Here is a 20,225-nt window from a genome sequence, read left to right as displayed (position 1 = left end):
GCGGGGTGCCCCGGCCGGAACGGCGTTCCTCAGAAGTTGAAGCGGACCGCCGCCGAGACGGTGCGCGGGTTGATCGTCCGCCCGGTCACGACGCCGTTGGCCGGCAGCGCGCCCTGCGAGATTTCGACGATGCCCATGGTGTCGAACACATTGTTGACGTTGAGCATCACCGTCACCCGGTCGGTCGGGCGGACCTGCAGGAACGGGCTGACTATGGTGAAGCCCGGCAGACGCAGCTGGTTCTGGTCCTGCGTGTAGCTGTCGGTATGGCCCACCACATTGACGCCGACCGTGAACAGATCGGTGCTATACTGCGGCGTCGCCTGGAAGATCAGGTTCGGCTGACGGCGCGGGGTGTTGCCGACAAACTGCGGCTGGGTGGCGTCGGCGGTAATTTCCGCCTTGGTGTAGGTCGCCCCGGCCGACAGGCTGAAGTTGCCGAACGTCACCGCGCCCTCCAACTCGACGCCATAGGCGCGATAGTCGCGCTCGATCAGGAAGGCGACGGTTTCGCCGGCCGCGTTCGACGTCACCTGGCGGTTGACTTCGCCGGTGTTGGCAAGGAAGCCGGTCACGTTCAGGGTGACGTTGGACTGACGGAACTTCAGGCCCAGTTCGGTCTGGGTGACGACGTCATAGCCCCGGAAGCCCGGCGCGAGCCGGCCGGTGACCGGATCGATGCTCGGGGTGAGCAGGATACGGTCGGCCGCGGCACGGCCGCCCCGGCTGTAGCGGGCAAAGGCTGCCAGCGAGTCCGACGCGCGGTAGTTCACGCTGCCCGAATAGCTGACATAGTTGTAGTTATAATCAACCAGCGCCGGGGCGTTGAAATCGAACACCGCGGTGCGCGTTTCGGCCGGCGAGATGGTGCCGTCGCGATTGATGTCGACCGGGCGGGTCGGGTAGTTGGTCGCGCCGATGGTGTAACCAAAGGCCTGGCCCTCGACATTGCCGCGATCGAAGCGGATGCTGCCACCGAACGAGAATTTGCCGATCTTGTAGTTGACCGAGCCATAGGGCGCGAGGACCTGATAGTCCGCGTCCAGGCTGGCCGCGACCGACCCGTTGAAGTTGAAGAAGCCGCCCTGGGTCTGGGCAACGCCGGCGGTGTTGAGCACGTCGACAAACGCCGTGTTGCCGCCGCTGCGCACGTCGGTGATGATGCTCGAACCAAGGAAGTCGTTGAACACCGACTGACGCGAGGCATAGAGACCGACGGTGGTCGTCAGCTCACCGGCACCTGCCTTCCATACGCGGCTGGCGCGCAGGTCGTTGGTGATGTTGTCCATGTTCTTCATCTGCGGATTGTAGAACAGGCCGTTCGCCAGCAGGCCGTTGCCGTTGAGCGTCGCGGTCGCAGCGTTGCCCACCAGCTGGCCGGCACGGTCGCCATTGACGTAGCGCAGCGAGCCGCCCGGGGCGCCGACGGCGCCAAGGATCGTGGCCGCCGGCGCGATGCGCAGCGGCAGGATCAGCTGCACGCTGCCGCCGATGTCGGAATAGCGGAAGCGCTCGGTGATGGTCCAGTCGCCGACATCGAACTGCGCCTCAAGGCCGATCGACTTGACGGTCGGGTTGATGCCCTGGCGCGCGTCGAAGCGGGTCAGGTTGTTCTGGCCGTTGGGGATCACATAGTTGCTGATGTTGCGGCCCTGCAGCACGTCGCGCGACGCATCAAAGCCCGGCACGTTCGAATAATTCGGATTCTCGTTGGTGCCGGTCACCGCGATCGGCACGCCCTGATAGAGCGGGGTGCGGTCGCTCAGATACTTGCCGTAGAGGCGGATATAGCCGGTCGGCAGATCCTTGGTGATGTTGAACTTGATCTGGCCGCCGCGATAGGCGGTGAAGCCATTGTCACGCGGGCCTTCGCCCTCGCGGTAATAGCCGCCGACATGGAAGCGGACGGTTTCGCTCAGACGCGCGCCATAGGAGAAGTCGACGCGGTAATCCTGATAGTCGATGCCGGTCGAGGCCTGAAGCGCGCCGCCTTCGACATCGCCGGTCTTGGAGATCAGGTTGATCACCCCGCCCGGCGAGTTGGACGCGAAGGTCGAGGCCGAGCCGCCACGGATGGTTTCGATCTGGCCGACATTGAGGTCGAAGCGCATCAGCGAGTCGGGCGTCAGATAGTTGATGTCGCCAAACTCGACGACGGGCAGGCCGTCTTCCTGGAAGTTCAGCCACTTCGAGCCGTTGGCCGCGAGCGGCAGGCCGCGGATGGTGTAGCTGCCAAGGCCTTCACCGATCGCTTCGGCGCGGATGCCGGGGATGTTGCGGAACACTTCGGCGAGCGAGCGGGCGCCGAATTTCTCGATCTCGGTCGCGCGCAGCGAGCTGGTCGAGGTGGCGCTGTCCAGACGGTCGCGGCCCTTGGCCACGCCGGTCGAAAACACTTCGGCCGGCGGCGCGGCCTTGCCCGCCTGCGGCTCCGCAGCTTCGGAGGCTTCAACGGCATCGGCGATCGCGCCGGCCATGGTGGTTTCCGCCAGCGCGGGCGTCGCAATCGCGAACGGCGCGACGGTGAGGAGAAGGAAGGTCTTGGTCATCTAGTCCGCTTTCTTCTGTGATGCCGGGTGTGAAAACGCAGAAAAACAACTCAATAAATGGTTAAACCTGACGATATTCGACGTTCTGGGTTAACTAAAAGCGTGGAATTCGATTTCATCAGGTCATTGGGTGGCGCTATATGACAGCGATTTCAGAGTGGTTTCGGCCTGAGTAAGTAGAAATGCTGATAGGGTTTGCTAGAATTTAACAAACAGGGTTGCCGGCGAAATCCGCGCTCCTGCCTTTGCTCATGCCCAACCGTTTTTCTCCGCAATGCTGTGGGTTCAGCTATCGCAGTCATTATAGACGGGGGTGGGCGATCCGGGTGCGAACCGGACAGAATCTGGCCATGACCGGACAGAAACGGCAGCAATCCGCAGCCCCGGCGGGGCGCGCATGGTCATGCTGCGCCTGCGAAGGAGAAGGCCGGATGCCGTAACGTCACCCGTGCGGCCGGAACCGTCGGGCCGGTCGTCGCGCCGCCTCAGTCCGGTGGGTGTTCAGCTATGTTTGCGGTGTCAGTCTGCGGATCAGCCCGTGGCGTCTGCGACGCCATAACGCTGGCTGCAGGCATCGAGCACGGCGGTCACCGGTCCGGCCTCCAGCGCGCGGGCAAGGCCGCGCTTGACGTCCTGCAGCAACAGCTCCGGCGCGGTCGTGCCGGCTGCCCGCGCATCGGCGGCGACCCGTTCGTCCAGCGCCGCCGTCATCTTCAGATACCCGGTCAGCCGGGCGTCGCGCGCCACATCGGGCGAGTTGCCGGCAATCTGGGCGATGGCAAAGCCGAGGCCATAGCATTGCTGCCGCGCGCCCGGCGTGTCGGCGGGCAGGGCGACGAACGCGCCGGGGCGGGTGGCGGCAAAGGCCTGCTGGCACTGGCGCAGCAGGCTGTCCGCCTGGCCGCTGGCGCGGATGCGGTCGACCAGCGCCAGCCCTTCGTCGCGCAGCGCGTTGGCCCGGTTCGGCTCGGTGATGCCGGCTTCGGTCGCGCCGAGCAGCAGATATTGCGCGGCCTCGCTGACCTCCTCGACGGTCAGCTGCTTGCCGCCCGTGGCATCGGTGCGCGCCAGCCGCGCCGCATAACAGGCCGCCGACTGCGCCGCCCGGTTGGACGGGAAAACGATCGGCCGGGCCGCAGCCGCGCTGTCATTGCCGTCACCAGAGGTGCCGCAGCCGGCGGCGGCGAGCGCAGCGCACAGCGCCAGCGCGGTTCGCGCCCGGCGGGCAGCGGCGGCGCGGAACGCGGGGGACGGAAGACGGGGGGCGGCAGCGGCCGGCAGGATCGACATGGCGCCATCCTGTCCGTCCCGGGGGCCAAGAGCAAGCGCCGCCGCGCGCCACCCGGGACAAGCCCCGATGCGCGAGCCCCTTTTCCGGCGGACGGCTTTGCGCCATGAGCAGCGCCATGGCGCATGATCCCGACCCCCAGCCCCTGCATCGCCCCGGCTCGACCGCGCGGCCCATGCCCGCTGCCGCCGATCTGTTCGGCGATCTGCTGGAGGTCGAGGCGCGCCCGGCAGGCGGCGCCGCCCGGTTGCGCCCGGCGCTGTTCGTGCTGTTGCCGGGCCTGGGTGTGACAGCGCTGGCAGGGGCTGCGGCGGCCTGGCTTGCCGACCATTATGCTGCGCCGCTGATGCTGATGGGGCTGCTGATCGGCCTCGCCTTCAACTTTCTGAACGCCGACCAGCGGCTGCACGAAGGGCTGGGCTTTGCCTCCAAGACGCTGCTGCGCTGGGGCATCGTGCTCGTCGGCTTTCAGGTGACCTTGTGGGAAATCGCCGATCTCGGCTGGCCGAGCTTTGTCGCCATCGCGCTGATCATCCTGCTGGTGATGGCGGCGGGCACGCTGGTCGCCCGCGCGCTTGGCCTCGGTCTCGCCTTTGGGTTGCTGGCCGGCGGGTCGGTGGCGATCTGCGGGGCATCGGCGGCGCTGGCGCTCGCCACGGCGCTGGGGGAAAAGCGGGTCAATCAGGCGCAGTTGACTTTGGTGCTCGTCACCGTCTCGGCGGCGAGCGCGCTCGCCATGTCGCTTTACCCGATCCTTGCCACCAGCCTCGGGCTTGGCCGCGAGGCGGCGGGGTTTCTGATCGGCGCGTCGATCCATGACGTCGCCCAGGCGCTCGGTGCCGGCTATTCGCTGGGCGAGGTCGAGGGGCAGACGGCGGCGATCGTCAAGCTGACCCGGGTGGCGCTGCTCGCGCCCACGCTGCTGCTTGTCACGCTCGCCGTGCCGCGGGAGCCGGGCGGGGCGGGCGGGGCGGCCCCGGTGCCGTGGTTCATCGCTGCGTTTCTGGGGCTGACCGCGCTCAACTCGGCCATCGCCCTGCCGCCCGAAGTGGCGATCATCGCCAAGCGCGCGACGACCATCCTGCTGCTGCTGGCGGTGGTCGCAACCGGCATCCGCTCGCCGATGCACCTGCTGCTGCAACAGGGCTGGCGCGCGTCGATGCCGGTGGTGGCGGCGACGGCGGTGAGTTTCCTGCTCGCGCTCGCGGCAGCCCAAATGCTGTTTTGAGGGCTGCCGCGCGATTTTACCCGGCCGGAAAATGCTCTAGAGGCGCGCGGGCAGGAGAGATTCACGATGCCCGGACGTTATTTCGACGAATGGACGGTGGGCGACACCATCGCCCATGACATTCGCCGCACCGTCACCGAGACGGACAATCTGATGATTTCGGCGCTCACCCACAATCCGCAGCCGCTGCACCTCGATGCCGAGGCGGCGCGGGCGAGCGAGTTCGGCCAGATCCTCGTCAACGGCACCTTCACCTTCGCGCTGATGGTGGGCGTGTCGGTGGGCGACACCACGCTTGGCACGCTGATCGCCAATCTGGGCTATGACAAGGTGGTGATGCCCGCCCCGGTGTTCATCGGCGACACGCTGCGCGCCGAAACCGCGGTTGCCGAGCTGCGCGCCAGCGGATCGCGCCCCGATGCCGGGATCGTGACCTTCGAACACCGGATGTTCAACCAGCGCGACCAGCTGGTCTGCCGCTGCCTGCGGATGGCGCTGGTCCGGCGGCGGCCCGCATGAGGAGCTGGCTGTTCGTGCCGGGCGACCGGCCGGAGCGGATGGACAAGGCGCTGGGCCTTGGCGCGGATGCGCTGATCCTCGACCTTGAGGATTCGGTCGCCCCCGATGCGCGGCCGGAGGCGCGGGCGGCGATTGCCGGTTTCCTTGGCCGTGCGGGCCGGGACGGGCCGCGCCTGTTCGTGCGCGTCAATCCGCTCGGCACCGCCGATCATGCGGCCGATCTTGCCGCCGTGCTGCCGGCGCGGCCCGACGGGCTGGTGCTGCCCAAGGCGGAAGGGGCGGCGAGCATCGCCGCGCTGGCCGCCGCCGCGCCCGGCCTGCCGATCCTGCCGATCGCGACCGAAACGCCGCGCGCGCTGTTCCGGCTGGGCGAATATGAACAGGTGGCGGGCGATCTGGCCGGCGTCACCTGGGGTGCCGAAGATCTGCCCGCCGCCATCGGCGCGGTGTCGGCGCGCGAGGCCGATGGCAGCTATACGCCGCCTTATGAGGTTGCGCGCGCGCTGACCCTGTTCGCCGCCGCCGCCGCCGGGGTCGCGCCGGTCGAGACCGTCTATCCCGACATCCGCGATCTGGAGGGGCTGGCCGCCTATGCCGGCCGTGCCGCGCGCGACGGGTTTCAGGGCATGATGGCGATCCATCCCGCCCAGATCGCGGTGATCAACGCCGCCTTCACCCCGAGTGCCGAGGCCATCGCCCATGCGCGGGCGGTGATCGAGGCCTTTGCCGCCAATCCCGGTGCCGGCGTCCTCAAGGTCGGCGGCAAGATGGTTGACGCGCCGCACGTGAAACAGGCACGGCGGCTGCTGGAGAGAGCAGGAACACGATAAATGACTGTCGCAACGCCCGAGTTTGATTTCGCGCTTGGCGAAAATGCCGAGATGATCCGTGAGACGACGCGCCGGTTCGCCGACGAACGCATCGCGCCGCTTGCTGCCCGCATCGATGCCGAGGACTGGTTCCCCCGCGACGAGCTGTGGCCGGCGATGGGCGCGCTCGGCCTGCACGGCATCACCGTGGCCGAGGCCGATGGCGGGCTGGGGCTGGGCTATCTGGAGCATGTGATCGCCTGTGAGGAAATCGCGCGCGCTTCGGGTTCGATCGGCCTGTCCTATGGCGCCCATTCCAATCTGTGCGTCAACCAGATCGCCCGCTGGGGCAATGCCGAGCAGAAGGCGAAATATCTGCCCAGGCTGATTTCGGGCGAGCATGTCGGCAGCCTTGCCATGTCCGAGGCGGGGGCCGGGTCCGACGTCGTGTCGATGAAGCTCCGTGCCGAGCGGGTGCAGGGTGGCTGGGTGCTCAACGGCACCAAATTCTGGATCACCAACTCGGCCTATGCCGACACGCTGGTCGTCTATGCCAAGACCGCGCCCGAAGCCGGGTCGCGCGGCATCACCACCTTCCTCATCGAAAAGGACATGCCCGGTTTCAGCATCGGGCAGAAGATCGACAAGATGGGGATGCGCGGCTCGCCGACCGCAGAGCTGGTGTTCACCGACTGCGAGGTGCCCGAGGAAAATGTGATGGGCCCGGAAAATGGCGGCGTCGGCGTGCTGATGTCGGGGCTGGATTATGAGCGCGCGGTGCTTGCCGGCATCCAGCTGGGCATCATGCAGGCCTGTCTCGACACGGTCATCCCCTATGTCCGCGAACGCCAGCAATTCGGCAAGCCGATCGGCGCGTTCCAGCTCATCCAGGCCAAGGTTGCCGACATGTATGTCGCGCTCAACTCGGCGCGCGCCTATGTCTATGCGGTCGCGCGCGCCTGCGATGCCGGGCGCACGACGCGCTTCGATGCGGCCGGGGCGATCTTGCTGGCGTCCGAAAACGCCTTCCGCGTCGCCGGCGAGGCGGTGCAGGCGCTGGGCGGGGCGGGCTATACGCGCGACTGGCCGGTCGAACGCTTCCTGCGCGATGCCAAGCTGCTCGATATCGGCGCGGGCACCAACGAGATCCGGCGGATGCTGATCGGGCGCGAGCTGATCGGCGCAGCCTGAGGCGCCACAGGCGGCAGATATTCAGGTGGCAGATATTCAGGTGGCGGGGCGGGGCGTGGTCCGGCCCGGCCGCCACGACACAGGGCGATGGTGATGATGGCAGCAGGCGGCCCCTTCCGGGTGGGCAAGATTGGCATTGCGGGCGGGACGGCCGCGACGGCAGGGGCGGAACGGCGATGAGCGCGCCCGTTCTGCAGACCGCCATCCAGCCCGACAGCCCGGCCGTGCAGGCGCGGGCGGCGCACAACCGCGCTTTGGCCGAGGCGCTGGCCGCGCGCGTTGGCGAGGCCGCGCTGGGCGGGCCGGCGCAGGCGCGCGACCGCCATGTCGCGCGCGGCAAGCTGCTGCCGCGCGAACGGGTCGAACGGCTGCTCGATCCGGGATCGCCGTTTCTGGAAATCGGCCAGCTGGCCGCCGATGGCGTTTATGGCGAGGATGTGCCGGGTGCCGGGCTGATCGCGGGCATTGGCCGCGTGTCCGACCGGCAGGTGATGATCGTGTGCAACGACGCCACCGTCAAAGGCGGCACCTATTATCCGCTCACCGTCAAAAAGCATCTGCGCGCGCAGGAAATCGCCCGGCAGAACCGGCTGCCCTGCATCTATCTGGTCGATTCAGGCGGGGCCAATCTGCCGCATCAGGCCGAGGTGTTTCCCGACCGCGATCATTTCGGCCGCATCTTCTTCAATCAGGCCAATATGTCGGCCGAGGGGATTGCGCAGATCGCCTGTGTGATGGGCAGTTGCACGGCGGGCGGTGCCTATGTTCCCGCCATGTCGGACGAGACGGTGATCGTCCGCAATCAGGGCACGATCTTTCTGGGCGGCCCGCCGCTGGTCAAGGCGGCGACCGGCGAGGTGATTTCGGCCGAGGATCTGGGCGGCGGCGACCTGCATGGCCGCCGGTCGGGCGTGGTCGATCATGTCGCGGAAAATGACGATCATGCGCTCACCATCGTGCGCGACATCGTGGCGACGCTGCCGCCGCCCGCCGAGGCGGTGGTCAATCGCCGCGCGCCGCGCCCGCCGGTGCATGATCCGGCCGGGCTTTACGGCGTCATCCCCGAAGATGTGCGCGCGCCTTATGACGTGCATGAGGTGATCGCCCGCATCGTCGACGGGTCCGAGTTTCACGCATTCAAGCCGCTTTACGGCACCACTCTGGTGTGCGGGTTCGCGCATATCTGGGGGATGCCGGTGGCGATCCTCGCCAATAACGGGATCCTGTTCTCCGAAAGCGCGGTCAAGGGCGCGCATTTCATCGAACTGGCGTGCCAGCGCCGGGTGCCGCTGCTGTTCCTGCAGAACATTTCCGGCTTCATGGTCGGCGGCAAATATGAGGCCGAAGGCATTGCCAAACATGGCGCAAAGCTCGTCACCGCCGTCGCCACCGCGAATGTGCCCAAGCTGACCGTGCTGATCGGCGGCAGCTTCGGGGCGGGCAATTACGGCATGTGCGGCCGCGCCTATTCACCGCGTTTCCTGTTCAGCTGGCCCAATGCGCGGATCAGCGTGATGGGCGGCGAACAGGCGGCAAGCGTGCTGGCGACCGTTCACCGCGATGCCGAACGCTGGAAGCCCGAAGAGGCCGAGGCGTTCAAGGCCCCGATCCGGCAGAAATATGAGGATGAGGGCAATCCCTATTACGCGACCGCGCGGCTGTGGGACGATGGGGTGATCGACCCGGCCCAGACGCGCGACGTGCTGGGGCTGGCACTTGCCGCCAGCCTGAATGCGCCGGTCGACGACACGCCGCGCTTCGGCGTGTTCCGCATGTGACCTGTCCGGGTTTTTGAGTTGCCGCATGTTGCGGGCCGCCGGGCGATGACGCCCGGTACCGGACATGCTCTGAGGACCGACGAGATGATCCCTTCGCTTCTGATCGCCAATCGCGGCGAGATTGCCTGCCGCATCATCCGCACAGCGCGGCAGCTGGGCGTGCGCACCATCGCCGTCTATTCGGACGCCGATGCCGGGGCGCTGCATGTGCGCGAGGCCGATGAGGCCGTGCATATCGGCCCGCCGCCCGCGCGCGAAAGCTATTTGCTGGGCGACCGGATCATCGCCGCCGCGCGCGCGACCGGGGCGGCCGCCATCCATCCGGGCTATGGCTTTTTGTCGGAAAATGCCGATTTCGCGCAGGCGGTGATCGATGCCGGGCTGATCTGGGTGGGGCCGAAGCCGCACGCGATCCGCGCCATGGGGCTGAAGGATGCGGCGAAAAAGCTGATGGCTGAAGCCGGCGTGCCCGTGACCCCCGGCTATCTGGGCGAGGACCAGTCGCCCGACCGGCTGGCGGCGGAGGCGGCGGCGATCGGCTGGCCGGTGCTGATCAAGGCGGTGGCCGGCGGCGGCGGCAAGGGGATGCGCCGCGTCGACAGTGCGGCCGAGTTTGCCGACGCGCTGGCCAGCTGCAAGCGCGAGGCGGCGGCAAGCTTTGGCGACGACCGGGTGCTGATCGAGAAATACATTCTCGCCCCCCGGCATATCGAGGTGCAGGTGTTCGGCGACAGCCATGGCGGCGTCGTCCATCTGTTCGAGCGCGACTGTTCGCTGCAGCGCCGCCACCAGAAGGTAATCGAGGAAGCGCCCGCGCCGGGCATGGACGCGGCCACCCGCGAAGCCGTGTGCGCCGCCGCCGTCCGCGCCGCCCGCGCGGTCGATTACGAAGGCGCAGGGACGATCGAGTTCATCGCCGACGCCTCTGAAGGGCTGCGTGCCGACCGCATCTGGTTCATGGAAATGAACACCAGGCTTCAGGTCGAGCATCCGGTGACCGAGGAGATTACCGGCGTCGATCTGGTCGAATGGCAGCTGCGCGTCGCGGCGGGCGAGCCTTTGCCGCTCGGGCAGGACGAGCTGTCGATCAATGGCTGGGCGATGGAGGCGCGGCTTTATGCCGAGGATCCGGCCAAGGGGTTCCTGCCGTCGATCGGCCGGCTGGAGGCGTTCGAGCTGGGCGACGATGTCCGCATCGACACCGGGGTCGAGGAAGGTGGCGAGGTCACGCCCTTTTACGATCCGATGATCGCCAAGCTGATCGCCTGGGGCGAGGACCGCGAGGCGGCGCGTCTCGCGCTGGCCGAGGCGCTGACCGACACCGTGGTCTGGCCGGTCCGCGCCAATGCCGGGTTTCTGGTCAAGGCGCTCGCCCATCCCGATTTCGTCGCCGGGACGCTCGACACCGGGCTGATCGCGCGCGCGGGCGAGGCGCTGATGCCCGATGCGCTGCCCTCGGGCGCTGCGCTGGCCGAGGCGGCGGCGATGTTCTCCGCCCGGCCGCTCGCGGGCTTCCGGCTCAACCGCGCGCCGGAGCGGCGGGTCGCCCTGTCGGTCGATGGCGCGCTCCAGCTGGTCGAGGCCGAGGGTGCGCCGGGCGGCACCGGCCCGCTTGATGCCGCCGGGCCAGAGCGCGAGGCGCTGGTGCTGAGCGAGGCCGGGCAGAGCTGGGCGGTCGCGCCCTGGCGCGCGGCGGGCGGCGCGGGCGGCGGCGGCGGCGACGGGGCGATCCTGTCACCGATGCCGGGCCGCATTATCGCCGTCGACGTGGCCGAAGGCGCGCGCGTCGCCAAGGGGGACAAGCTCGTCACGCTCGAGGCGATGAAGATGGAGCATACGCTGACCGCGCCGTTCGACGGCCATGTCGCCGAACTGCGCGCCGAGGCGGGGGCGCAGGTGAGCGAGGGGACGCTGCTCGTCCGGGTCGAGGCCAAAGGCTGATTCCGGCCTGCTGATTCCGGTCCGCTGACGCCGGCCTGTTAAAGGCCGCGCTTACCCGGCGGCGGCGACGGCCTCGGCCAGCGCGACCAGCGCCTCGGCCTGGTCGACATGCAGTTGTTCGACCATCTGGCCGTCGATCCGCGCGACGCCCTTGCCGGCGGCGCGCGCCTCGGCCCAGGCGGCGATGATCCGCCGGGCCTGCGCGACCTCGTCCGCATCCGGGCCGAACACCCGGTTGGCAATGGCGATTCCGGCGGGATGGACAAGCGTCTTGCCGTCAAACCCCAGGTCGCGGCCCTGCCGGCAGGCGGCCTCCAGCCCGGCCATGTCGTCCAGCCCCAGATGCACGCCGTCGATCGCGGCAAGGCCATGCGCGCGCGCGGCGAGCAGGATCAGCGACAGCGCGGTCAGGATCGGCGTGCGGTCGGGCACATGGCGTGCGCGCAGATCCTTGACCAGATCGTTGCTGCCGACGACGAACCCGGCCAGCCGGTCGCTCGCCCCGGCAATCTGCGCCGCCCGCAGCACGCCCAGCGGCGTTTCGATCATGCACCAGAGCGGGTGGCGCGTCCGGGCGGCCGCCGCCGCAACCGTCTCGGCATGTTCGACCTTGGGCAGCAGCACGCCGTCCAGCGCCAGCCGCCCGGCGAGGTCGAAATCGGCCGCGCAATCGGCGGCGCTGACGCGCAGGATCAGCTCGCGCCCGCCCCAGTCGGCGGCGAGTGCGGCGGCGATGCCGACGCGCGCCGCCTCCTTCGCTTCGGGCGCGACCGCGTCTTCAAGGTCGAAGATCACGCCATCGACCGGCAGGGTCCGCGCCTTTTCGAGCGCGCGGGGCTTGTCGCCGGGCACATAGAGCATCGACCGGCGGGGGCGGATATGCTTTTGGGTCATCCACGAGTCTGTGCGGGGGCTGGCCCCGCGATGCAAGCGGGAGGGTGCGGGTGAACCGGGAATTGTCGATTGTCGGGATCGGGGGCACCACCCAGCCGGGGTCGTCGACCGAACAGGCGCTGCGCCTCGCGCTCGCGGCAGCAGCCGCCGAAGGTGCGACGGTGACGCTGTTCGACGGCCCGACGCTTGCCGCGCTGCCGCATTACGCGCCCGGCGTGCTGGACCGGTCGGCCGAGGGGCTGAGGCTGGTGGAGGCGGTGCGCGGCGCGCATGGCCTGATCCTGGCCAGCCCCGGCTATCACGGGTCGATTTCGGGCCTCGTCAAGAATGCGATCGATTATATCGAGGAGACGTCGCGCGATGCGCGCGTCTATCTGGACGGGCTGCCCGTCGGGCTGATCGCCACCGCTTATGGCTGGCAGGCGACCGGATCGACGCTCGCCACGCTGCGCGCCATCGTCCATGCGCTGCGCGGCTGGCCGACGCCTTTGGGCGCGGGCATCCGCAGCGTGTCGGGCATGTTCCGCGACGGTGTCTGCCATGACGAGGCGGCGGCCGGGCAGCTCGATCTGGTCGGCAAGCAGGTGGTGGAGTTTGCCCGGCTGCGCCAGCGCATCCCCGATGCGACCAGCACCGGCCCGGTCGAGCAATGACCGATGGCGAGCTGGCCGCGCGGCTGGCCGATGCCGCCGGGCGGCTGGCGCTGACGCTGCGCGATACCGGGCTGGTGACCGGGCGGGCGCTGGGCGATGCCGGCGATCAGGCGGTCAATGTGCTGCTGATGCATGCGCTTGCCGAGGCGCGGCCCGCCGACGCCGTGCTGTCGGAAGAAACGACCGACAGCCTTGACCGGCTGGGCAAGGCGCGGGTGTGGATCATCGATCCGCTCGACGGCACGCGCGAATATGCCGAGGGCCGGGACGATTGGGCCGTGCATGTCGCGCTGGCCGTCGATGGCGTGGCGACGGTCGGTGCGGTGGCGCTGCCGGCGCGCGGGCTGGTGTTCCGTTCGGATGCGCCGCCGCCGCCGGTGACGCGCCCGGCGCGCCCGCGCCTGCTGGTCAGCCGCTCGCGCCCGCCCGAGGCCGCGACCCGGCTGGCCGAGGCGCTGGATGCCGAAATGGTGCCGATGGGATCGGCCGGGGCCAAGGCGATGGCGGTGCTGATGGGCGAGGGGGACATTTATTTCCACACCGGCGGCCAGCATCAATGGGACAATGCCGCGCCGGTCGCGGTCGCCCGGGCGGCGGGCATGGTCACGACCCGCGCCGATGGCAGCCCGTGCATCTATAATGGCGCGGACACGCTGCTGCCCGATCTGCTGATCTGCACGCCCGAACTGGCCCCGCGCGTGCGCGCCGCGCTGGACGGGATCGACCTGTCATGAGCGCGGGGACCGAGCACGGGCCGGTCGCGGCGCTGGGTGCTGGCCATCACGCCCATGAACGCCGCACGCTGTGGGTGGTCGCGCTGACCGCGGTCACGATGCTGGTCGAGGTTGCAGCGGGGCTGGCGACCGGGTCGATGGCGCTGCTGGCCGATGGCATCCATATGGCCACCCATGTCGGCGCACTCGGGCTGGCGGCGTTCGCCTATCGCTATGCGCGCCGCCATGCCGCCGATCCGCGCTTCGTGTTCGGGACCGGCAAGGTGGGCGATCTGGCGGGCTTTGCCAGCGCCCTGCTGCTCGGCGTGTTTGCGGTCGGCATTGCGGTCGAATCGGTCGACCGGCTGCTGTCGCCCGGCGCGATTGCCTATGGCGAGGCGCTGTGGGTGGCGGGGCTGGGGCTGGCCGTCAATCTGGCGAGCGCGCTGCTGCTGGCGCACGACCATCATCACGATCACGACCATGACCATGGCGCGCAGGGCCATCATCATGACCATAATCTGCGTTCGGCCTATTTCCATGTGCTGGCCGATGCGCTGACATCGGTGCTGGCGATCGCGGCGCTGCTCGCCGGCCTGTATCTGGGCTGGCGCTGGCTGGATGCGGCGGCGGGGATCGCCGGGGCGCTGGTCATCGCGCATTGGGCGGTGGGGCTGATGCGCGCAACCGCGCTGGTGCTGGTCGATGCCACTGCGGACGCGGCGCTGGCCGGACGGCTGCGCGCGGCGGTGGCGGACGAGGTGACCGAGGTTGTCGATCTGCGCTGCTGGCGGATCGGGCCGGGGCGGTTTGCCGCCCTCGTCACGCTGCGCAGCGCCCGGCCGCTGCCGGTTGCCGCCTATCGCGCGCGGCTGGCCGGGCGGCACGGCCTCGCCTGGGTCTGGATCAGCGTGTCGGACGATTCGGGATCAGCGGCCGACTAGACCCCGGTCGGTGCGCTGTTCGGCGATCAGCGCGCCCAGCACCGACTGGTCGGGATCGGGCATCTGGCCCGCGCCCATCCGCCTGATCTGCTGATAATACCAGGACATGACGGCAAAGCCGTTGATCGCCTTCACCATCCGCAGCGGCGATGACGGGCCAAGCAGCCCCGGCCCGATGCGCAGCCGGTCTTCGACCCGGGTCAGCATGTCGTCGCTGCCGGCGAGCAGCCGTGCCGGGCCGAGCGGATCGGCGCACATCGGCCGGCCGATGCCGATCAGCGCGATGCCATCGGCCAGTGCCCCGGCCATGGCGGCGGCGGTGCGGAAGCCGCCGGTGACCATCAGCGGCGGGGTGCGGCCGCTGCGCATTGCGCGCGCGAAATCGAGGAAATAGGCCTCGCGTGCACGCGTCGAGCCGGACAGCGGCTCGACCGGCCGTTCCAGCCCGTCAAGCGCCATCATCCGCGGCTGTTCATATGACCCGCCCGAGATTTCGAGCAGATCGACCCCTTCATCGGCGAGCCAGGCGGCGACGCGCAGCGACTCCTCGAACGCAAAGCCATCCTTCTGGAAATCGGCCGAGTTGAGCTTGACCGACAGGGTCTGGCCGCCGGCCAGCACCGCGCGCACCGCGCGGACGACCGCGATCAGCATGCGGGCGCGGTTTTCCAGCGTGCCGCCATATTGGTCGGTGCGCCGGTTGGCGCGCGGCGACAGGAATTGCGACAGCAGATAGCCATGGGCGGCATGAACCTGCACGCCGTCGAACCCGGCATCGGCGGCGGCGCGGGCGGTGGTGGCAAAGCCCGCAATCAGCGCCTCGATCTCCGCCTCGGCGAGCGGCACCGGCGTGCCGAAGCGCTTGCCCGGCAGCGCCACCGGGACGGCGGACGGGGCCTTGGGGCGCGGGTTGACATGCACGGGCGTCTGCCGCCCGGCATGGTTGATTTGCATCCACACCCGGCCGCCGCCGCTTTTCGCTGCTGCCGCCCAGTCGGCCAGCCGCGCGGCCATATCGGCATCGGGCGGGCGGTCGATCACCACATTGCCCGGCCGTTCGAGATGGGCGGCATCGATCTGGACATTGCCGGTGATCTGCAACCCGACCCCGCTTGCCCCCCAGAGCCGGTAAAGCTGGTTGAGCGCCGCGCCGGGACGCCCGCCCTCGGCCAGCCCCTCGGTCATCGCCGCCTTGACCAGCCGGTTGGGCAGCGCCGGGCCGTGCGCGGGCTGGAACGGGGCGGACAGGATCGGCGCATCGGTCATGGGTCGGGGTTCCGCACGGGTCGGGCGGTGCGCAGCCTAAATGTATCCGGAACGGATGCAACCACTCGGTTGCAGACCGCAACCGGGATCGACCAACGTCATGCGCAGTCCGGCCATGGCGAAGGCGGATTGCATACAATCCGGCTGCGGCGGGGTGCCGGCCGCCGATGCGCGCCGGCCGGGATGGTGAGCCCTGCTGGATTCGAACCAGCGACCTACTGATTAAAAGTCAGTTGCTCTACCGACTGAGCTAAGGGCCCCCGCTCGGGCATAGGCCGGCCCCCTTAGAAGGATGACCGGCCCCGGTCAACCGGTGGAACGGCTCGGCGTGAACGCCGTCGCCTCTGGCGGTGGAACGGCTCGGCGTGAACGCGGTCGCCGCTGGCGGTGGCGAAGCTGGCGCACGGTGAGGCCGGACAGCGGATCGCGCCAGCCGGCGGCGATGGCGGCAAGCGGGCGCAGCACGAAATCGCGCACCCTGTAATCAGGATGCGGAATGACCAGCCCCGGCTCTGCCCAGCCGCCGCCCGACCACAGGATGATGTCGAGATCGAGTACGCGCGGTCCCCAGCGCCGCCCGCCGCGCCGGCCAAAGCCGCGTTCGATCCGCTTGAGCGCCGCCAGCAGCGCGGGCGGATCGAGCGGGCTGTCGAGCACCGCCGCGCCATTGGCAAAGCCGCGCCCCGCCGGGCCGAGCGCCGCTGTCGCCACCACTGGCGCGACCGCCCGGACGGTGCCGAGCGCGGCCAGCGCCTGCGCCGCCGCGCGCACCACGCCGGCGGGCGATCCGTGCCGGTGATGGCGGCGGTTGGAGCCGATGGCGACGGCATAGCGTGTCTGCGGGCTTGCCCCTGTCATGCCGCTGCGCCTATCGCGGGGCGACCGCCATGATAAGCCCTGAAAACCCGCGCACGGCCGGATCGCCGGCCACGGCCCCGACGATCAGCCCCTGGCCCGCACTCGAGGCGCCGGCCGATTGCCCGCTCTGCCCGCGTCTGGCGGCGTTCCGGGACGCTCTGAGGGGCGAATATCCGGACTGGTGGAACGCGCCGGTGCCGGCCTTTGGCGATCCCGGCGCGTGGCTGGCGATCATCGGCCTTGCCCCCGGCAAGCATGGCGCCAACCGCACCGGCCGGCCGTTCACCGGCGATTTCGCCGGGGAGCTGCTGTATGACACGCTGCTGCATTTCGGGCTGGCGCGGGGCAGCTATGCCGCGCGGCCCGATGACGGGCTGGCGCTGCACGGCGCGGTGATCCTGAATGCGGTCAAATGCCTGCCGCCCGAAAACAAGCCGACCCCGGCCGAAGCCAATGCCTGCCGGCCGTTTCTGGCCCGCCAGCTCGATGCGCTGCCGGGGGTGCGGGTGATGGTGGCACTCGGCCAGATCGCGCATCAGCAGATCGTCCGCACCCTGGGCGGGCGGCAGGCCGATTACCGGTTCGGCCATCTGGCCGAACACCGGCTGCCGGGCGGGGCGGTGCTGATCGACAGCTATCACTGCTCGCGCTACAACCAGAATACCGGGCGGCTGACGCCGGACATGTTCGCCCAGGTCTTTGCCCGCGCGCTGGAGATTGGCGGGGCCTGACCCCCGGCCCGTAGCCGCCGGTTGGCAATTTTCCCGGTCAGAACACCGGATCGTCGGCGCTGTCCTTGCCATGGATGCCGCATTCGGTCTTGTCCCAGCCGCGCCAGCGCCCGGCGCGCGGGTCTTCGCCCGGGCGGACCTTGCTGGTGCAGGGCGAACAGCCGATCGACGGATAGCCCTGCGCCTCCAGCGGATGGCGGGGCAGATCGTGCGCGGCGAAATAGGCGTCGAGATCGGGCTTGGCCCAATCGGCGAGCGGGTTGATCTTCAGCCGCCCATCCTCGATCTCGAAGCGGGGCAGGGCCGCGCGCGTCCTGGCCTGAAAGCCCTTGCGGCCCGAAATCCATGCGTCGAAGCCGCCGAGCGCGCGGTCGAGCGGCTCGACCTTGCGCAGCGCGCAGCAGCCATCGGGATCATAGGACCAGCGCAGGCTGGTATTGTCCTTGAGCGCCAGCTGATAGGGATCGGGGCGGAACACGCGCAGATCGACAAAGCCCAGCCGCTCCGCCAGCTCGTCGCGATAGGCAAGGGTCTCGCCGAACATCTTCTGGGTGTTGATGAAGATCAGCGGCACCTGCCGGTCGACCGCAGCGACCAGATGCAGCAGCACCGCCGATTCGGCCCCGAACGAGGAAACAAGCGCGACCCGCCCGGCCAGTTCGGGGAGCAAGGCCGCCAGCATGTCGGCGGTCGCCACCCCGGCAAAGCGCGCCTCCAGCCGGGCGGCATCTTCGGGGGTGAAGGCCGGGGCGGTGTCGATCCGGTCGGTCAGGCGCGCGGGATCAGCCATGGCGCAGCGTCCAGATTGGCGCGCGGCCATCGGCCGCCGCCTGATAGACATGGCCATAGCGCGCCACCGCCGCATCCACCGCCGCCCGGTCGATCGGCACGCGCGGGGCAAAGCTGTCGAACCCGGCGCGGCGCATCGGCACGATCTGGTCGATCAGCACATCGCCCTCGGCGCGCAGTTCGCCGGTATAGCCATGTTCGCGCAGGATGCGCGCCGCCGAATAGCCGCGCCCGTCGCGAAAGCCGGGAAAGGCGATTTCGATCAGCCGCAGCCGCCCCAGATGCGGCAGCAGCGCGCGGGCATCGTCGCCCGGCTCGATGCGGACCGCCCCGGCATCGGCCTGGGCCAGAAACGCGTCGAGTGTCACCGCCGGCTCCTCCGCCGGATCGTCGTCGCGCAGCCTGAGCAGCTGATCAGCCATAGATCGCCTCCTTGAACGGCTCCATGCCGACGCGGCGATAGGTGTCGACAAAGCGTTCGCCCGCCGCCCGCAGCGTCAGATAACGGTCGGTGACCCGCTCGATCGCGTCGACGACGCCGTCCTCGTCAAACCCCGGCCCGGTGATGCGGCCGAGGCTGACATCCTCCGCCCCCGAACCGCCGAGCAGCAGCTGGTAATTCTCGGTGCCTTTGCGGTCGACGCCCAGAATGCCGATATGGCCGGCATGGTGGTGGCCGCAGGCATTGATGCAGCCGCTGATCTTGAGCTTGAGCTCGCCCAGATCGCGCTGCCGCGTCGGATCGGCGAAACGCTGCGCGATCTTCTGCGCGACCGGGATCGATCGGGCATTGGCGAGGCTGCAATAATCAAGCCCCGGACAGGCGATGATGTCGGTGATCAGATCGAGATTGGCCTCGGCCAGCCCGGCGGCGCTCAGCGCGTCCCACACCGCTTTCAGATCGGCGCGCGCGACATGCGGCAGCACGATGTTCTGGGCATGGGTGATGCGCAGCTCGTCATGGCTGTAGCGTTCGGCAAGGTCGGCGATCAGGTCGATCTGGTCGGCGCTGGCATCGCCGGGAATGCCGCCGACGGGTTTCAGGCTGATGTTGACGATCGCATGCCCCGGCACCTTGTGCGCCACCACATTGCGCGCGACCCAGGCGGTAAAGGCCGGATCGGCGGGCGTTTTGTCGCCATCTTCGCCGGGGCCATCTTCGCAGGGGCTGAGCGCCGGGCCGGCGAAGAAGCTGGTGATCCGCGCCAGTTCGGCGGCCGGCGGATCGATGCCCAGCGTCAGCACATGGGCGAATTCCTCCTCGACCTCGCGGCGATATTCATCGGCCCCGATCTCGTGCAGCAGGATCTTGATCCGCGCCTTGTAGATGTTGTCGCGCCGGCCATGGCGATTATAGACGCGCAGGCACGCCTCGATATAGCTGATCAGCTGATCGGCGGGCACGAAATCCTTGATCAGATGCGCGATCATCGGCGTGCGGCCCATGCCGCCGCCGGCATAGATGCGCGCGCCAAGGCTGCCGTCCGCGCCGCGCACGATCTGGATGCCGATATCGTGCAGCCGCATCGCCGCGCGGTCGGTGTCGCTGGCGATCACCGCGATCTTGAACTTGCGCGGCAGATAGCTGAACTCGGGGTGGAAGCTGCTCCACTGGCGCAGCAGCTCGGCCCAGGGGCGGGGATCGGTCACCTCGTCGGCGGCGGCCCCGGCATATTGATCCGAACTGATGTTGCGGATGCAATTGCCCGATGTCTGGATCGCATGCATCTCGACCGTCGCCAGCTCGGCCAGGATCTCGGGCGCGTCTTCCAGCCGGATCCAGTTGAACTGGATGTTCTGGCGGGTGGTGAAATGGCCATAGCCCCGGTCATAGCGGCGCGCGATATGGCCGAGCATCCGCATCTGCCGGCTGTCGAGCGTGCCATAGGGAATGGCGACGCGCAGCATATAGGCATGAAGCTGCAGATACAGGCCGTTCATCAGCCGCAGCGGCTTGAACTGGTCCTCGGTCATCTGCCCCGACAGGCGGCGCGCGACCTGATCGCGAAACTCGTCCACCCGCGCGGCGACCATCGCGGTATCATAGCTGTCGTAACGGTACATCAGGCCCCTC

General features: G+C 69.0%; 18 protein-coding genes and 1 tRNA gene. 10 read left to right on the top strand and 9 right to left on the bottom strand.

Features of this window, described 5'->3' with window-relative positions:
• Positions 1 to 29: 29 nt before the first annotated feature.
• Together OPU66_RS09455 and OPU66_RS09450 are read right to left on the bottom strand one after the other, a co-directional pair.
• Positions 30 to 2,549, bottom strand: a complete 2,520-nt coding sequence (locus OPU66_RS09455; RefSeq protein ID WP_498553376.1) for a TonB-dependent receptor domain-containing protein — start codon at positions 2,547 to 2,549, stop codon at positions 30 to 32.
• Between the two features lie 531 nt (positions 2,550 to 3,080).
• Complete coding sequence (locus OPU66_RS09450; RefSeq protein WP_498553375.1) at positions 3,081 to 3,839, bottom strand: hypothetical protein; 759 nt, start codon at positions 3,837 to 3,839, stop codon at positions 3,081 to 3,083.
• 104 nt (positions 3,840 to 3,943) lie between these two features.
• On the opposite strand from OPU66_RS09450, the gene OPU66_RS09445 reads away from it, so the two are divergent.
• From OPU66_RS09445 to OPU66_RS09420, 6 genes are all read left to right on the top strand, one after another.
• Positions 3,944 to 5,065, top strand: a complete 1,122-nt coding sequence (locus OPU66_RS09445) for a YeiH family protein (protein WP_498553374.1) — start codon at positions 3,944 to 3,946, stop codon at positions 5,063 to 5,065.
• 66 nt (positions 5,066 to 5,131) lie between these two features.
• Positions 5,132 to 5,584 carry a MaoC family dehydratase gene (locus OPU66_RS09440; protein WP_498553373.1) on the top strand — a complete coding sequence of 151 codons (453 nt, stop codon included), beginning with the start codon at positions 5,132 to 5,134 and terminating at the stop codon, positions 5,582 to 5,584.
• Entirely contained in the window at positions 5,581 to 6,414 is an 834-nt protein-coding gene (locus tag OPU66_RS09435) for an HpcH/HpaI aldolase/citrate lyase family protein (protein WP_498553372.1), read from the top strand. Before OPU66_RS09440 ends, OPU66_RS09435 begins: the two co-directional genes overlap by 4 nt.
• Positions 6,415 to 7,584 carry an isovaleryl-CoA dehydrogenase gene (locus tag OPU66_RS09430; RefSeq protein ID WP_498553371.1) on the top strand — a complete coding sequence of 390 codons (1,170 nt, stop codon included), beginning with the start codon at positions 6,415 to 6,417 and terminating at the stop codon, positions 7,582 to 7,584.
• A 176-nt stretch (positions 7,585 to 7,760) separates the two neighbouring features.
• Entirely contained in the window at positions 7,761 to 9,362 is a 1,602-nt protein-coding gene (locus OPU66_RS09425) for a carboxyl transferase domain-containing protein (protein WP_498553370.1), read from the top strand.
• 84 nt (positions 9,363 to 9,446) lie between these two features.
• Positions 9,447 to 11,303, top strand: coding sequence for an acetyl/propionyl/methylcrotonyl-CoA carboxylase subunit alpha (locus OPU66_RS09420; protein WP_498553369.1), 1,857 nt, complete (start codon positions 9,447 to 9,449; stop codon positions 11,301 to 11,303).
• Positions 11,304 to 11,354: 51 nt separating this feature from the next.
• On the opposite strand, the gene OPU66_RS09415 is transcribed toward OPU66_RS09420, so the two are convergent.
• Entirely contained in the window at positions 11,355 to 12,197 is an 843-nt protein-coding gene (locus OPU66_RS09415; RefSeq protein WP_498553368.1) for an HpcH/HpaI aldolase/citrate lyase family protein, read from the bottom strand.
• A gap of 50 nt (positions 12,198 to 12,247) precedes the next feature.
• Between OPU66_RS09415 and OPU66_RS09410 the strand changes: the two genes are divergently transcribed.
• Genes OPU66_RS09410 through dmeF form a run of 3 tightly spaced genes read left to right on the top strand, consistent with a single transcriptional unit; the run spans position 12,248 to position 14,507 of the window.
• Positions 12,248 to 12,850 (top strand): NADPH-dependent FMN reductase, encoded by a 603-nt coding sequence (locus tag OPU66_RS09410; RefSeq protein ID WP_498553367.1) that lies wholly within the window; start codon positions 12,248 to 12,250, stop codon positions 12,848 to 12,850.
• Complete coding sequence (locus OPU66_RS09405; RefSeq protein ID WP_498553366.1) at positions 12,847 to 13,584, top strand: 3'(2'),5'-bisphosphate nucleotidase CysQ; 738 nt, start codon at positions 12,847 to 12,849, stop codon at positions 13,582 to 13,584. Before OPU66_RS09410 ends, OPU66_RS09405 begins: the two co-directional genes overlap by 4 nt.
• Positions 13,581 to 14,507, top strand: a complete 927-nt coding sequence (gene dmeF / locus OPU66_RS09400; RefSeq protein ID WP_498553365.1) for a CDF family Co(II)/Ni(II) efflux transporter DmeF — start codon at positions 13,581 to 13,583, stop codon at positions 14,505 to 14,507. The genes OPU66_RS09405 and dmeF overlap by 4 nt, the downstream gene beginning before the upstream one ends.
• On the opposite strand, the gene OPU66_RS09395 is transcribed toward dmeF, so the two are convergent.
• The 3 genes from OPU66_RS09395 to folK all read right to left on the bottom strand — a co-directional run bounded on the left by OPU66_RS09395 (position 14,493) and on the right by folK (position 16,631).
• On the bottom strand, positions 14,493 to 15,773 hold the full coding sequence (locus tag OPU66_RS09395; protein WP_498553364.1) for an oxidoreductase: 1,281 nt from the start codon (positions 15,771 to 15,773) through the stop codon (positions 14,493 to 14,495). The genes dmeF and OPU66_RS09395 overlap by 15 nt on opposite strands.
• 184 nt (positions 15,774 to 15,957) lie before the next feature.
• Positions 15,958 to 16,033: transfer RNA gene (locus OPU66_RS09390), tRNA-Lys, on the bottom strand.
• 46 nt (positions 16,034 to 16,079) lie between these two features.
• A complete protein-coding gene (folK, locus tag OPU66_RS09385) occupies positions 16,080 to 16,631 on the bottom strand; it encodes a 2-amino-4-hydroxy-6-hydroxymethyldihydropteridine diphosphokinase (RefSeq protein ID WP_498553363.1) in 552 nt (183 codons plus the stop codon).
• A gap of 29 nt (positions 16,632 to 16,660) precedes the next feature.
• On the opposite strand from folK, the gene OPU66_RS09380 reads away from it, so the two are divergent.
• Positions 16,661 to 17,362 carry a uracil-DNA glycosylase gene (locus OPU66_RS09380; protein ID WP_498553362.1) on the top strand — a complete coding sequence of 234 codons (702 nt, stop codon included), beginning with the start codon at positions 16,661 to 16,663 and terminating at the stop codon, positions 17,360 to 17,362.
• Between the two features lie 37 nt (positions 17,363 to 17,399).
• Here OPU66_RS09380 and OPU66_RS09375 read toward each other — a convergent pair whose 3' ends face one another.
• The 3 genes from OPU66_RS09375 to OPU66_RS09365 are packed head-to-tail and all read right to left on the bottom strand — an operon-like array spanning position 17,400 to position 20,215.
• Complete coding sequence (locus OPU66_RS09375; RefSeq protein ID WP_498553361.1) at positions 17,400 to 18,152, bottom strand: phosphoadenylyl-sulfate reductase; 753 nt, start codon at positions 18,150 to 18,152, stop codon at positions 17,400 to 17,402.
• Positions 18,145 to 18,573 carry a DUF934 domain-containing protein gene (locus tag OPU66_RS09370; RefSeq protein ID WP_498553360.1) on the bottom strand — a complete coding sequence of 143 codons (429 nt, stop codon included), beginning with the start codon at positions 18,571 to 18,573 and terminating at the stop codon, positions 18,145 to 18,147. The genes OPU66_RS09375 and OPU66_RS09370 overlap by 8 nt, the downstream gene beginning before the upstream one ends.
• Positions 18,566 to 20,215 carry a nitrite/sulfite reductase gene (locus OPU66_RS09365; RefSeq protein WP_498553359.1) on the bottom strand — a complete coding sequence of 550 codons (1,650 nt, stop codon included), beginning with the start codon at positions 20,213 to 20,215 and terminating at the stop codon, positions 18,566 to 18,568. The genes OPU66_RS09370 and OPU66_RS09365 overlap by 8 nt, the downstream gene beginning before the upstream one ends.
• Positions 20,216 to 20,225: the final 10 nt, after the last annotated feature.

The sequence above is a fragment of the Sphingomonas sp. URJC2 genome, from assembly GCF_059803575.1.
Note: the sequence above shows the minus strand (reverse complement) of the source record. Positions and strands in the feature narration are given on the sequence as shown.